General features: G+C 53.9%; 13 protein-coding genes. 9 read left to right on the forward strand and 4 right to left on the reverse strand.

The window, feature by feature from the left end; translation table 11 throughout:
• On the reverse strand, positions 1 to 302 hold a 302-nt coding region (locus B3Z49_RS10015), incomplete at its 3' end, for a MarR family winged helix-turn-helix transcriptional regulator (protein ID WP_296990476.1).
• 113 nt (positions 303 to 415) lie between these two features.
• Between B3Z49_RS10015 and B3Z49_RS10020 the strand changes: the two genes are divergently transcribed.
• A complete protein-coding gene (locus B3Z49_RS10020; RefSeq protein ID WP_296990477.1) occupies positions 416 to 1312 on the forward strand; it encodes a branched-chain amino acid aminotransferase in 897 nt (298 codons plus the stop codon).
• A gap of 148 nt (positions 1313 to 1460) precedes the next feature.
• Here the strand turns inward: B3Z49_RS10020 and B3Z49_RS10025 are convergent, their stop codons facing one another.
• The gene (locus tag B3Z49_RS10025) at positions 1461 to 2414 is read right to left on the reverse strand and encodes a LysR family transcriptional regulator (RefSeq protein WP_296990479.1); all 954 of its coding nucleotides are present in this window, start codon (positions 2412 to 2414) and stop codon (positions 1461 to 1463) included.
• 253 nt (positions 2415 to 2667) lie between these two features.
• Here B3Z49_RS10025 and B3Z49_RS10030 point away from each other — a divergent pair, with 253 nt between their 5' ends.
• The 8 genes from B3Z49_RS10030 to B3Z49_RS10065 all read left to right on the forward strand — a co-directional run bounded on the left by B3Z49_RS10030 (position 2668) and on the right by B3Z49_RS10065 (position 10791).
• Positions 2668 to 3486, forward strand: coding sequence for a carbon-nitrogen hydrolase family protein (locus B3Z49_RS10030; protein ID WP_296990481.1), 819 nt, complete (start codon positions 2668 to 2670; stop codon positions 3484 to 3486).
• 282 nt (positions 3487 to 3768) lie between these two features.
• Positions 3769 to 4764 carry a TRAP transporter substrate-binding protein gene (locus B3Z49_RS10035; protein WP_296990483.1) on the forward strand — a complete coding sequence of 332 codons (996 nt, stop codon included), beginning with the start codon at positions 3769 to 3771 and terminating at the stop codon, positions 4762 to 4764.
• Between the two features lie 15 nt (positions 4765 to 4779).
• Positions 4780 to 5346: a TRAP transporter small permease gene (locus tag B3Z49_RS10040; protein ID WP_296990484.1), complete on the forward strand. Its 567-nt coding sequence runs from the start codon at positions 4780 to 4782 to the stop codon at positions 5344 to 5346.
• 5 nt (positions 5347 to 5351) lie between these two features.
• Positions 5352 to 6641 (forward strand): TRAP transporter large permease, encoded by a 1290-nt coding sequence (locus B3Z49_RS10045; protein WP_210514642.1) that lies wholly within the window; start codon positions 5352 to 5354, stop codon positions 6639 to 6641.
• A 14-nt stretch (positions 6642 to 6655) separates the two neighbouring features.
• Complete coding sequence (locus B3Z49_RS10050) at positions 6656 to 7330, forward strand: RraA family protein (RefSeq protein WP_296990486.1); 675 nt, start codon at positions 6656 to 6658, stop codon at positions 7328 to 7330.
• An 89-nt stretch (positions 7331 to 7419) separates the two neighbouring features.
• On the forward strand, positions 7420 to 8793 hold the full coding sequence (locus B3Z49_RS10055; protein WP_296990488.1) for an aspartate aminotransferase family protein: 1374 nt from the start codon (positions 7420 to 7422) through the stop codon (positions 8791 to 8793).
• A 195-nt stretch (positions 8794 to 8988) separates the two neighbouring features.
• The gene (locus tag B3Z49_RS10060; protein WP_296990490.1) at positions 8989 to 9936 is read left to right on the forward strand and encodes a hypothetical protein; all 948 of its coding nucleotides are present in this window, start codon (positions 8989 to 8991) and stop codon (positions 9934 to 9936) included.
• A gap of 294 nt (positions 9937 to 10230) precedes the next feature.
• Entirely contained in the window at positions 10231 to 10791 is a 561-nt protein-coding gene (locus tag B3Z49_RS10065; protein WP_063088708.1) for a DJ-1/PfpI/YhbO family deglycase/protease, read from the forward strand.
• A gap of 100 nt (positions 10792 to 10891) precedes the next feature.
• On the opposite strand, the gene B3Z49_RS10070 is transcribed toward B3Z49_RS10065, so the two are convergent.
• Together B3Z49_RS10070 and B3Z49_RS10075 are read right to left on the reverse strand one after the other, a co-directional pair.
• The gene (locus tag B3Z49_RS10070; RefSeq protein WP_296990493.1) at positions 10892 to 12541 is read right to left on the reverse strand and encodes a BCCT family transporter; all 1650 of its coding nucleotides are present in this window, start codon (positions 12539 to 12541) and stop codon (positions 10892 to 10894) included.
• A 222-nt stretch (positions 12542 to 12763) separates the two neighbouring features.
• Positions 12764 to 13522, reverse strand: a 759-nt coding sequence (locus B3Z49_RS10075) for a sulfatase-like hydrolase/transferase (protein ID WP_296990495.1), incomplete at its 5' end; no start/stop codon positions are given.

The following is a 13522-nucleotide window of genomic DNA, read 5'->3' on the forward strand; positions in this document are numbered from 1 at the left end:
CGGTCCTGCACACCGGTCTTTTGTTCGATGAAACCTTCACGCACCAATTGACCCAGCACACGCGACAAGGACTGCTTGGTGATCTTGAGAATCGACAACAGGTCACTGACCGTAATACCGGGGTTTCGGCTGACGAAATAGATGACCCGATGGTGGGCGCGACCGAAATTATATTGCGCAAGCATCTGGTCCGCGACTTCGGTGAAATCACGATAGGCATAGAACAGCAATTCAATGCCTTGCCTAAGCTCTTCTTCCCTCAGGAAAAGAGGGTTGACCTTGCGTGTAGAGATATCTGCCATGCTTATCCGTTATGTCAGTTATATTGACACATTAATCTATGAATGTTACCCCGACCAGACAAATAAGGACATAAAGTTACGTCCAGGAACGTTCTTGAAATGGAATTTGGCAAATGACAGCTCCGACCTTTGATAACCGTGATGGTTATATCTGGTATAATGGTGAACTTAAACCATGGCGTGAAAGCACTTTGCATGTGCTGAGCCACGCTGTCCATTACGGGAGTGCTGTTTTTGAGGGCGAACGCTCCTATAACGGCAAGGTCTTCAAGCTGGCCGAGCATGGCGAACGCCTGATCAAGTCCGGCGAAATCCTGGACATGAAAATCCCCTACAGCGCCGCAGAACTCGATGACGCCGTCATCGAAACGCTGGCTGCGAACGACATTACCGATGGCTATATCCGTCGTATTGCCTGGCGCGGTAGCGAAATGATGGGCGTTTCGGCCCAGACCACGCGCATCAATGTCGCCATCGCCTGCTGGGAATGGCCAAGCTATTTCAAGCCGGAAGAACGCCTGAAGGGCATTCGTCTGGATCTGTCGAAATGGGCCCGTCCGGCACCGAACACTGCACCGACCAATGCCAAGGCTGCTGGTCTTTACATGATCTGCACCCTGTCCAAGCACGAGGCAGAGCGCAAAGGCTATGCCGATGCCCTGATGCTTGATTACCGCGGTCAGGTTGCGGAGGCGACCGGTGCCAACGTGTTCTTTATCAAGGACGGTCAGATCCATACGCCGAAGCCTGATTGCTTCCTGGATGGCATTACCCGCCGTACCGTGATTGGCCTTGCCAAGGCGCGCGGGTATGAGGTGATTGAACGCGCGATCATGCCTGAGGAAATGGAAGGTTTTGAGGAATGCTTCCTGACCGGCACCGCGGCCGAGGTCACGCCGGTGGCGGAAATCGGGCAATATATCTTCACCCCGGGTCAGGTCTGCAAGACCATGATGGAAGACTATATGGCGCTGGTGCGCGGTGAAAATACGGCTGTTGCCGCTGAATGATTTTTTTGAATAATCAGATCGATTATTCAATTTTGATGAATAAAGCCCGGTCCTTTTGGATCGGGCTTTTTCTTTGTCCGTGAAATCGCCAACAGCCCAAAATCAATTGTATGAGGATTAGAGCAGTTTCGATCGGGATCGTCTGCGCCTAACCCGACATTTCGGTGTCGCGCCCCACGGTCGCATCCGGCGCGATCCGGATATACCGGGTTTTGGCATGAACATAGTCATAGGCGGCCTGGCGCGCGGCCTCGATGGCCACTTTGACCGGTCGCCGGGAATGACCGGACTGTGAAATACAATGGACAATTAACGGATTGAATTCGACCTCGCTTTTGATTTGGACCAGTTGCCCGGTCTGAAGTTCCTTTTCAACGACCGCCAGTGATACGACGGAAAATCCGTACCCAAATCGCAACATTTCAATAATGGCCGGCAAAGACGTCGCTTGATGGCGCATGCCATAAGATGCTTTTGGATGGATCAGGATGTCATGCACCGGCGAATAGAGCGGTGAGGTCTGGGGATACATGATCAATGCCTGTTTGGTCAGGTCTGCGGCCGACAGGGGTTGTTTCAGATCGCGAACAAGTTCGGGTGCCCCAACCCACCCAAGATCATAAGACATTACCAGATCCGAGGTGCTGGGCGGCTGTCTGCTATCGCGTGTGACGAATGCCAGATCAATTGAGCCTGCATCCAGTTCGCGTTCGAGATGCGCGCTTGAGGCGACAATGAATTCGACCGCGACCTCGGTGTCCATATCCCTGAGCCGAACCAGCAAATCGTGCCCCCAGGTAAACGAAACCGGACTGATCATCCCGATGCGCAGGACGCTTTTTTCATTGCGGCGAATGTTGTCGAGCAGCGCATATTGCGCATTGACGATTTTCTCGGCGTGATCCGCAATTTCCTCGCCAATGCGCGTCAAGCGGATCGAAGAATGTCGCCGTTCAAAAAGCTGCTGACCTATCTGACTTTCAAGCGAGGCAATACGAGCAGATACGGCAGGCTGCGTGACATGAAGGCGCTTGGCTGCCTTACCAAAACTTTGAAGTTCGCGAAGCCAATATAGTGCCTCAAGCTGCTTAAAGTTGAGCATGTATCCTCACTGCCATTACCAAACATACTCATAAACAAACTTTATCGGATCTAAAAGAAATTTTGTTTTGCGCTGCTCTTCGTAGCGCTGCATCATTTCCCTTAGGAGCTATGCCGCATTGCGAGAACGCCACCGCAATCTTCACGCAATGCCCAGCATATCGCCGTTGATAAATTAAAGATGCTGTCCCCTGGCGCCACCAATCGCCTGATACAGATCGTCACCAAAATGATCATTCTGGAGAAGCCCCACAGTGAAGATCAGCCTTATCCAAACCAATCCGCAATCCGACCGGACCGCCAACCTCGCCCGCACGAAAAAGATCATGGGAGCTGCCGTTGCAGCAGACAAACCTGATCTGATCGTATTGCCGGAATATTTCGACGTTTACGGTCTGACCAACGACGAAAAACGCACCATGGCCGAAAAGAAGGGCGGCGTTGCGTATAAATTCGCACAGGATTTCGCCCGCGAACATGGCGTATTTGTTCATGCCGGTTCGGTTATGGAACGTATTGAAGGCGAGGACCGCGTTTTTAACACGACCTTTGTTTTTGATCGTACCGGCAAGGAAATTGCCGAATACCGCAAAATCCACCTGTTTGATGTCGATACCCCTGATGGCCTTGTCTATCGCGAGTCCGATAGCGTCATGCCCGGTGAAGATGTCGTGACCTATGACGTCGACGGTTTCACTGTCGGCTGCGGCATTTGTTATGACATTCGTTTTGCCGAACTGTTCATCGCCTTGCAGAAAAAGGGCTGTGACCTGATCGTGCTGCCCGCCGCATTTACCCTGCAAACCGGCAAGGATCATTGGGAAGTTCTGGCACGTGCACGCGCAATCGAAACTGCGGCATATTTCGCCGCCTGTGGCCAGACTGGCATGACAGTGACCAACGGCGAAAAACGCGCATGTTATGGCCATTCGCTGGTCGCAGACCCGTGGGGCATGCTTGTCGCACAAGCGTCTGACGGTGAAGGGTATGTCACCGCGACGCTCGATAAAGCGCAAAATCAGCGTGTGCAGAACCTGATCCCGGTTGCAAACCACCGTCGCCTGAGCTGCTGATTTTTAGTCATCCTGGCGTGCTGTCCTAATGGGTAACAGTCCCCAACAGGACAGCATCGTCCGCGCTTAGAGCGCGATCAGGCCATCAGTCCTGCTCTCCACGACACGCACAACACAGCACTTTAATAAACACCCGTTCGTCGCAAGCACGCACCGTGTTTGCAACACAGGGCATCCCAATAAAAACATGAGGAACCTCGGTATCCTCAGAAAAGTTTTCGGCCCTTCAGGGAGGGCTTCCTTCGAACCAATATCACCTAATGCACAGAGGGAATTCACGTTATGGGAAAAATCTCTAATCTTGTGACCGCAGCGATGATCACGCTGGCAATGAGCAGCGGCAGCGCGATGGCAGATAGTTGGCGTATGACGTCAAAAATGCCGGCTGACAGCCCGGAAGGCAAAGTCTTCCAGAAATTTGCTGATCTGACCGAAAAGTATACCGATGGAAATTTGACCATCGAAGTCTATCCCAATGAACAGCTGGGCAAAGAAGATGCGGTTCTTGAACAGCTTCAGATGGGCATCATCAATATCTATGCCGAAGGTTTCGGCTATATGAAAAAATGGGCACCGGAACTGGTTTGGACAGCTGCCCCGTTCATGTTCGATGATTTTGATCACTGGGCCCGCTTCATGGACAGTGATCTGGTCAAGAGCTGGTTTGCGAAGGTTGAGGATGCCGCAGGTGTCGCCCCGCTTGGCAGCCCGACCCGCGTTCTGCGCGGCCCGTTCCGCGTCATCGTCTCCAACTCCCCGGTCAACGGCCTTAAAGATATTGATCGCCTGAAGCTTCGCATGCATCCGAACAAGCTTGCGATTGCAAGCTGGGAACACCTTGGCGCCGAAGTAATCACCCTGCCCTGGACCGAAGTGTATCAGTCGATCCAGAAAGATATCGTTCAGGCAGTGAACTCGCCGATTGCCCTGGTTCAGTCCATGCGTTTTAACGAAGTTGCCCCGTATATCGGGCGTACTGATGAATACTGGCAGTCCATCGGCTTCATGATGAATATCGACGCCTATGAGGCACTTGATGAGACGACCAAAGCCGGTTTGTTGAAAGCCTATAACGAGGCTGGCGACTATTCACGCGATATCATGAACGAAGTGGCCCAGCAGAGTATTGATGACATGGTTGCCAATGGCGCGACCTATGTCGAGCTTGATACCGCACCATTCGTTCAGTCGATGAAAAGCTTCTACGCAGAAATGGCATCAACGGGCGAACTGCCGGATGGCTTCATTGATGCGGTTGAAGCCGCACGTTCCGAGTAACGGAAGCCAACACGCATGTCCCCACACAATGATATGCCCAACGAGCGCGCCTTCGGGCGCGCTCTCCATCGGATTGACGGTCTGACCTGGCGGTTAGGCGGTGTTTTCCTGTGGCTGAGTAATATTTGTTTGCTCGTCATGCTGGGCCTGACAGCAACAACCATCATCGCACGGCCATTTGGCTGGTCCGCCACCTGGATCTGGCCTTGGACAATGGTCTTCTTTGTATGGCTATCATTCTTTGGCTTTTTCGCGATTTTTGTTCGCCAGATGGATGTCAGGATCGAATTCCTGGCCCATTTGCTTGGCAAATGGGGAATGATCGGTACCCGATTAATCGCAAACCTTTGTGCCATCGCGCTGTGCGTTACATTGTGCGCGTTGATGCCGCAAGTCATTGCCAGTGCACGCGGTTATGTCGAGGGGGCCATCTTGCCCGGTTTCGACGAAATTCCCCGCATATCGCTTTATGTGCCGCTTTTCGCGTCTGCCGCTTTGATCGCTGTTAGTGCGCTGGTTGATCTTGCCAAGATGATCATGGGCATCCCCGAGCGCGCCCCTGAAATTCACATGGAGGATTGAGCCAGATGGCATATATCCTGTTCGGCTCCTTTTTGGTGCTCATCCTTCTGCGTGTGCCGATCTCTATTTCAATCGGTTCAGCGACACTCATTACCTTTTTGACATCCGATTTTTCCAACGCGTTGCAAATCCTGCCCCAACAGATGCTTGAGGGGGTCAACAAGGCGTCCTTAACGGCTGTTCCGTTCTTTATCATGGCTGGCAACCTGATGAACGTCACCGGGGTTACGGAACGTATTTTTGCCTTTGCCAATTCCCTGGTTGGTCACCTGAGGGGCGGTCTTGCGCAGGTCAACATCCTGAGCTCGATGATCTTTGCCGGCATTTCCGGTGCCGCGGTTGCCGACTGTGCCGGGCTTGGCGCGATTGAAATCAAGGCCATGCGCGAAAGCGGATATAAAACCGATTTCGCCGCGGCAATTACAGTGGCCTCGTCGGTGATTGGCCCCCTTATCCCGCCATCCATCGGTTTGGTGCTGTATGCGTTCCTTGCACAGCAATCAATTGAACGGATGTTCCTTGCCGGGCTTGTCCCCGGGCTTGTTGTCGGACTGTCCTTGATGATTTACGTCCGCATCATGTCCCATTTCACCGATTTCCCATCGCAAAAACGGGCAACCGTTCGTGAAGTTGCCTCAACCGGCCGTCATGGTTTTCTGGCACTGGTTGCACCAGGCATCATCCTTGGTTCGATCATGTTCGGTTTCGTTACCGCGACCGAGGCGGGGGTTCTGGCCTGCATTTACTGCACGATTTTGGGGTTCTGGTATCGTGAACTGTCATTGAAAAAACTGGCCCAGGCGCTGCGCGAAACGGCATCGATGACCGCTGTCATCATGATCATTATCTCGTTTTCGATTGCGATGGGGTGGCTTTTGGCGATTGACCAAACACCGCAAAAACTTGCTGGTCAGATGTTCTCGCTGACCGAAAGCAAGAACATCTTCCTGGGCCTGCTTTTGGTCTTCATCATCATTGTTGGATGTGTCGTCGAAGGTGTGCCCGCCAAACTGATCCTGGTGCCGACCCTGTTGCCGGTTATTGATGCCTACGGAATTGATCGTGTTCATTTCGGCATCATCATCCAGCTTGGCCTTCTGATCGGCATTGCAACCCCGCCTATGGGTATCGGCCTTTATATCGTGTCCGAAGTCGGACGTGTCCGGATTGAAAAGGTCACCATGGCTATCCTGCCACTGCTGATCCCGCTGATTCTTGTTCTGATTCTCGTCACCTTTGTGCCTGGCTTCTCCACGTTCCTTCCGGATCTGGTGCTTGGCCCGAATACCAACTGATTTATGGAGCTACGATGAGCAACCTCGTCTATAAAATGAACCCGATGCCCGCGAAAATCCCGCAAGACAAGTTGGACCGCTTGGCGAAGCTGGAAACCGCAACAATCGGGCACTTTTATCATTATGGCTTCGCTGCCCCTGCGATCTCGCCGGTATTGCGTGGTAAAACCATTGCATCGACGGTTTGCACCCTTGCAACTCCCGGCCTTGATTCGACCCTTCTTCATCATTGTCTAAGCCAGGTCGGGCCGGGTTACTTCCTGGCTGTGGATCGCCTGGGCGACAGCAAATATGCGTGCTGGGGCGGCGGCGTTACCCGCATGGCCGCGATGATGAAACTTGATGGTGGCTGCGTTGACGGCCCACACACCGACACCCTTGAAATCGAAGAACAGGATTTCCCGATGTGGTCGCGCGGTGCATCGCCGGTCACCACCCGCCTTTACAATACCGGTGGTGGTTTCAACGTGCCTGTCAGCATTGGCGGGGCTGCGGTTCTGCCGGGCTATGCCGTTCTTGCAGATGATTGCGGTGTGCTGTTCATCGCGCCCGACGATCTTGATGAAGTCATTGAAATTGGCGAAGACAAGACCAACAAAGGCCGTATCAGCGAAGCAAAGGTTTCGGATGGTACCCATCTTGGGCTACTTTCAGGTGCCTCAGAGATGGTCAACAGCAAGATCGCCTGACGCATCAATAGGTAACACCCGCGCCGCCATGGTGGGGCGCGGGTTCATTTCCGGTATATTTTTGTCTTTTAGGTCAGCGGATGGTTTTGATGGCGAACGAAAATGATCTATCGGGTGTGATCGAGGCTGATCGCGCCCATGTATGGCACCACCTGACGCAACATAAACCGCTTGAAACCAGTGATCCCAAGATCATTGTCGAAGGTAAGGGCATGCGCATTTGGGATGCCGCGGGACGTGAGTATCTTGACGCGGTTTCTGGCGGCGTATGGACAGTCAATGTCGGGTATGGCCGTGAATCCATTGCCGATGCTGTCCGTGATCAATTGGTAAAACTGAACTATTTCGCCCAATCGGTTGGCTCTGTTCCGGCGGCGTTATTTTCAGAAAGACTGATTTCGAAGATGCCGGGCATGAGCCGTGTCTATTATGTGAATTCAGGGACCGAAGCCAACGAGAAGGTGTTCAAGATTGTCCGCCAGATTGCCCACAAACGGTATGGCGGCAAAAAACACAAAATCCTGTTCCGGGAGCGGGATTATCACGGGTCATCCATTACCGCGGTATCCGCCGGTGGCCAGCCCGAACGCAACGCGCAATATGGTCCATTCACCCCCGGTTTTGTTGAAGTCCCGCATTGCTGCGAATATCGCGCACAATGGGATATCGAAAATTACGGCGAACGTGCCGCGGACGCCATTGAAGAAGTTATTTTGCGTGAGGGCCCTGATACCGTCGGCGCGATCTGCCTTGAGCCGGTAACAGCCGGTGGCGGTGTTTTGACCCCGCCAGAGGGATATTGGCAACGGGTTCAGGAAATTTGCCGGAAGTACGATGTGCTTTTGCATATCGATGAGGTTGTTTGCGGCCTTGGTCGCACCGGGAAATGGTTCGGATATCAGCATTACGGCATCGAGCCGGATTTTGTCACCATGGCCAAAGGGCTGGCATCGGGATATGCCGCCATTGCCTGCATGGTCACCAACGAAAAGGTCTTTGACATGTTCAAGGACGACGTTGACGATCCGCTCAATTACTTCCGCGATATTTCGACCTTTGGCGGCTGCACCGCAGGGCCTGTGGCAGCGCTTGAAAACATGCGGATTATCGAGGACGAAAACCTGCTTGAGAACACCTTGGCCATGGGTGAGAGATTGATGAATAACCTGCATCAATTGATGGAAAGGCACAGCGTTATTGGTGATGTCCGTGGCAAGGGACTGTTCTGTGGGGCGGAATTGGTCAAAGACCGTGCCACCAAAGAACCGATGGATGAGAAAAAAGTTCAGGCGGTAGTTGCAGATTGTAACGCCCACGGTGTGGTGATCGGTATGACGAACCGGTCCTTGCCGGGCTTTAACAATACCCTTTGCCTGTCACCTGCACTGATTGCGACGCCTGATGATATCGATCAGATTACCGATGCGATTGACGGTGCGCTTGGCCGAGTGTTTGGCAGTTAATCGGCTTTGCCAAACTTAATTGAAAAACAGAAGGGCTGCCCCAGCATAGGGGCGGCCCTTTCTGCATTGCAGTGTTTTGTTGAATTTTGCCACATGGCGAAATTTTTCAACCGGTGGTGGATGACATCCTGTTTGTGTGGTCACATATCTTGTCCATCGCGATCACATATAACGCCACCTTTACCGGACGACCACATGACCCCTCGCACGGGCGCAGTGAGCAAGATTGCCAGAACCAGCATCTTTGTTGCTGTGAGCCTTTTTGTGTCTGCGCTTGCAGCTATTGGCAGCAGCCCGGCAAATGCCGCAGAAACCATCGACATCCGCTTTCCGGTGCGCGAAAGCGAGTTTGATACGGTTTTTTCCTGCCAGAATGACAGCAATCCGGACTGCCGGCCCTGCCTTGCCGATCGCCCCGACAGTGCGTCGCTGGTGATGTATTCCATCTTGCAGGAAGCGCTGAATGCCGGAGGGCTTGCCGCCCGGATACAGGTCGTGCCATCGCCCAATTCCGAACGCAGCCGCAAGATGGTCAGCGAGGGCTTTGCCGATATCAAGTCAGACTGGGACTTCAATATCGATGCGGATCCTGAAGTCTTGAAATCGCTGCCGATCCTGCGCCGAGGCGAGGTTGAGAAAGGCATTTATGTCAGTCAGGACACCTTCGTGCTTAGCAGTGATACGCCTGTTTCCGATGTGCATAACATGAGTGCGGTATCCATTCGCACCTGGCGACTGGATTGGGAAGTGCTTGAAAGTCTGGCCCCTGCAAGCCTGACCAGTGCCGCCACCAAGGAGCAGATCTATGCGCTGATCAATGCCGGTCGGGCCGACTTTACCTTGCTGGAATTTTCCAGCGGGCCCGGCATGGTGCGCAATCTTCAGGATATCCGGCTTTATCCCATGCAGGGCGTCAAGGTGATCTTGCCCGCCAGCCAGCATTTCATGATTTCGCGCGCATTGCCGAATGCGGAAAAGATCGTCAAAGCACTGAATTCCGGTATTGAGGCCCTTCATGCCAACGGCTTCATCCACCAATGTCTGGTCAATAGCGGGATCATCAATGAACAGGTCCGCGATTGGCGCATCCTGAACCCGACAGAAGGCCAAGTCGCGCACCAGAAAACCGTCCCGTCAAACTAAGCGGGCCCCTGCGCGGCAGAAAACACGCCGCTTGCCTTAAAGTATGAGGATTAGAAGTCGCCTGTTTTTCAGATGGATATGCGGTATTGCCACCCTTTGCCCGGTCGCCAGACAGACCACTGGCAAGGCGGAATATAAATCCTCATACAATTAAAAAGCGCGTCAGAGGCAATTCGGTGTTTCACTGCACTTTCGTGCCCGTGCCACAAAATGATCACATTGAAATCCGGAACGAGAGCAGGTCGCAGCCGTTGGTAAGGTGTAATGCCCGACACCAATGAAAGGAGCGACATTATGCCTGCGATTGATACCGCAAAGATCTTGATTCTTGCCACTGACGGCTATGAACGGTCTGAACTGCGTGTTCCGCTTGAAAAATTGTCAAACCACGGGGCCGACGTCAAAATCGCATCGCCCAAATCTGATCCGATCAAAAGCTGGGACAAAAGCGACTGGGGCGACACGGTCGATGTCGATGTTGAAGTCAAAGATGTCGATATCAAAGACTATGACGCGCTAGTCATCCCCGGCGGGCAGATCAACCCGGACCTGCTGCGCAATGACGAAGCGTCTGTCAGTCTGGTGCGCGAGTTCGTCGCATCGGGCAAACCGGTTGCCGCCATTTGCCACGGCCCGTGGCTTCTGATCGAGGCCGGAGCACTGCGTGATCGTCATGCAACGTCATTTGCATCAATCAAGACCGATATGCTCAATGCCGGTGCGTTGTGGCGCGACGAGGCTGTGGTCTGCGAAGACGGCATTGTGACGTCACGTTCACCGCAGGATCTTGATGCGTTTGTCAGCAAGATCGTCGAGGAAGTCAGCGAAGGCACGCATCACCAGCGTGCGGCATAAGACCAACCAAGATGGTCTAAGCACCCTCAAAGCAACGGACGGATGGCACAGGCCATCCGTCCGTTTTGTGTTTGAGCGTTACCGTACCAATTTGGCGTCGCTACTCAGCATGCCGTGGTGCGGTGATTGACGGCCCCGGGTGAACATCGGGGAGTTCGGTTTCGTCGACATAGGCGTTGGGCAGGTTGTGTTCTGCCTCGTGCTCGGTCTCGTACCATTGCTTGTAGCGATAGAGCACAAGGGAATCGCGCCCAAGACCACGCAACAAGCCATACATCATCACCAGGATCACGGCGGCAAACGGGAAGCCCGCCACAACAGCCGCGGCTTGCAAGGCCGATAGCCCGCCTGCGATCAGAAGGACCGCGGCAATCACGCCTTCGGTCGTGGCCCAGAACAGGCGCTGAATACGGGGCGGATCGGCATCACCACCCGCGGTCAGCATGTCGATGACAAACGACCCACTGTCAGACGAGGTCACAAACCAGACGACGATCATGACGATGACAACGGTGGTGACAAACTTGGTCAGCGGCATGAATTCAAGCAGCTTGAAGATCGCACTGCCGTAACTGGCCTTGGTGGCCTCGATCAGGCCGGGATTGCCGATCATTTCCATATGGATCGCTGCCCCGCCAAAGGCGGTAAACCAGAAGAACAGGATAACGACCGGAATGAACAACACGCCAAGAGTAAATTCACGCACCGTACGGCCGCGCGAAATGCGGGCAATGAAGATGCCGACAAACGGCGACCACGACACCCACCAGGCCCAATAGAAGATCGTCCAGCCTGCCTGCCAGTTGCTGTCGGTGTAGGCTTCGCTCCAGAAACTGATGACGACCAGATTGCTGATATAGTTGCCAACGTTTTCAACAAAGCTGTCGAAGACGAAAAGCGTCGGGCCAAAGATCAGAACAAAACCGAGCAACACAAAGCTGAGCTGAATATTGAGGTTACTGATGCGTTTGATGCCACCATCAAGACCCGCCATGACCGAAATGGTCGCAAACACGGTGATGATGGCAATCAATACGATCTGAAACGGCAGCGTATCGGGAATGCCAAACAGCGAATTCAAACCGGAGCTGATTTGCATGACGCCAAGACCAAGGGTCGTGACAATGCCAAACATGGTGCCAAACACGGCCAGAATATCGACGACATGGCCCCAGGTGCCATAAATCCGTTCACCAATGATCGGATACAGTGCCGAGCGGATCGAAAGCGGCAGGCCCTTGCGGTAATGGAAATAGGCCAGCGACAGGCCAACGATGCAATAAAGCGCCCAGCCATGGATGCCCCAATGCAGGAACGAAATCATCATTGCCTGTTCGGCGGCCTCGATGGTTTCGGGTTCGGCCATGGGGGGTGCGAAATAGTGATAAAGCGGCTCGGCCACGCCCCAATAGAGCAAACCAATGCCGATACCGGCACTAAACAGCATCGCCGTCCATGAAAACAGACCATATTCCGGCTTGTCAGTCTGACGTCCCAAACGCACACGGCCATAAGGACCGATGGCAAGATAAAGACTGACGATCACGGCCAGATTGGCAACGATGATCAGGAACCAGCCAAAATAATTTGCGATGGCTGCTTGTGCTGCGGCAAACAGCGCGCCTGCGGTTTCCGTAAACACCGCCCCGAATATGATGAACCCGACGATCAGGATTGCCGAGACGGAAAAGACCGGCTTGCTGACCCGCGGGAAGGGCCCGAGCGGCCCCACCTTCATTTTGTTGTCCATGATTACCTCACTGTTTCGGGTACCCAACTTTCCGTTGTTTATGCCCCCCGATCAGCGCCGGGGGTCTCCCGGACGATAGGGTCAGATATGCTGTCCGTACCCGAGCCGGACAGCAAGGCGGCTTTGATTAGGCACTTCTGGTCTTCCTTTCTTCAGCTCTTTTGGCAGAAGAGTTGAGGCAGCGCCGGCCCGCCGTCCCACATGGCTGGCCGACGCTGCTTCTTACTCCCCTCGCGGGAAGCGCTGTTTGTCTTCGAGTTCGTTCAGGTCCATGTGATTGCGCATGTAGCGTTCGGACGCCTTTTGCAGCGGCTGGTAATCCCACGGGAAGTAGGACCCGTTGCGCAGCGCCTCATAGACGATCCAGCGACGTGCCTGACTTTCGCGGACCGCAGAATCAAATGCCTCCAGATTCCATCGCGCGGCACGCTGAGCACGGAAGGCCTCAAGCTGGTCGGCGCAGGCCGGATCGGTTGCAAGGTTGGTGAGTTCCTTGGGATCGGCTTCAAGGTCAAACAGCTGTTCTGGATCGAGCGTGCAATAGGTGTATTTCCATTTGCCTTCGCGGATACAGACCAGCGGGGCATAGGACCCTTCGGCGGCATATTCCATCAGGACAGGCTCGGTGCGCGCCTTGCCCGCCAGCATGCCACACAGCGACATGCCATCGGTCCAAGGGGCGACTTCATCCATCGAAATGCCGGCAAGATCGGCCACGGTCGGGGTGACATCAAGGCTTGAAACCGGGTCGGTATAAAGGCCCGGCGTGATGTTTGGCCCGGCCATCATCAGCGGCACACGCGCCGAGCCTTCAAAGAAGCTCATTTTGAACCACAGGCCGCGTTCGCCCAGCATATCGCCATGGTCAGAGACAAAGATGATGATGGTGTTATCAAGCTGACGGGTGGTTTCAAGCACCTCCATGATCTGCCCGACCTTGTCATCGATATAGGAGATGTTGGCGAAATAGGCCTGACGGGA

Origin of the sequence: Thalassospira sp. UBA1131 (assembly GCF_002311515.1) — a bacterium.
GTDB lineage: Bacteria > Pseudomonadota > Alphaproteobacteria > Rhodospirillales > Thalassospiraceae > Thalassospira.

Bases quoted from the DNA above. Each gene is read 5' to 3' on its own strand.
- B3Z49_RS10020 (WP_296990477.1), top strand. From the start codon at position 416: ATGACAGCTCCGACCTTTGATAACCGTGATGGTTATATCTGGTATAAT.
- B3Z49_RS10025 (WP_296990479.1), bottom strand. From the start codon at position 2,414: ATGCTCAACTTTAAGCAGCTTGAGGCACTATATTGGCTTCGCGAACTT.
- B3Z49_RS10035 (WP_296990483.1), top strand. From the start codon at position 3,769: ATGGGAAAAATCTCTAATCTTGTGACCGCAGCGATGATCACGCTGGCA.
- B3Z49_RS10040 (WP_296990484.1), top strand. From the start codon at position 4,780: ATGTCCCCACACAATGATATGCCCAACGAGCGCGCCTTCGGGCGCGCT.
- B3Z49_RS10045 (WP_210514642.1), top strand. From the start codon at position 5,352: ATGGCATATATCCTGTTCGGCTCCTTTTTGGTGCTCATCCTTCTGCGT.
- B3Z49_RS10050 (WP_296990486.1), top strand. From the start codon at position 6,656: ATGAGCAACCTCGTCTATAAAATGAACCCGATGCCCGCGAAAATCCCG.
- B3Z49_RS10055 (WP_296990488.1), top strand. From the start codon at position 7,420: ATGGCGAACGAAAATGATCTATCGGGTGTGATCGAGGCTGATCGCGCC.
- B3Z49_RS10060 (WP_296990490.1), top strand. From the start codon at position 8,989: ATGACCCCTCGCACGGGCGCAGTGAGCAAGATTGCCAGAACCAGCATC.
- B3Z49_RS10065 (WP_063088708.1), top strand. From the start codon at position 10,231: ATGCCTGCGATTGATACCGCAAAGATCTTGATTCTTGCCACTGACGGC.
- B3Z49_RS10070 (WP_296990493.1), bottom strand. From the start codon at position 12,541: ATGGACAACAAAATGAAGGTGGGGCCGCTCGGGCCCTTCCCGCGGGTC.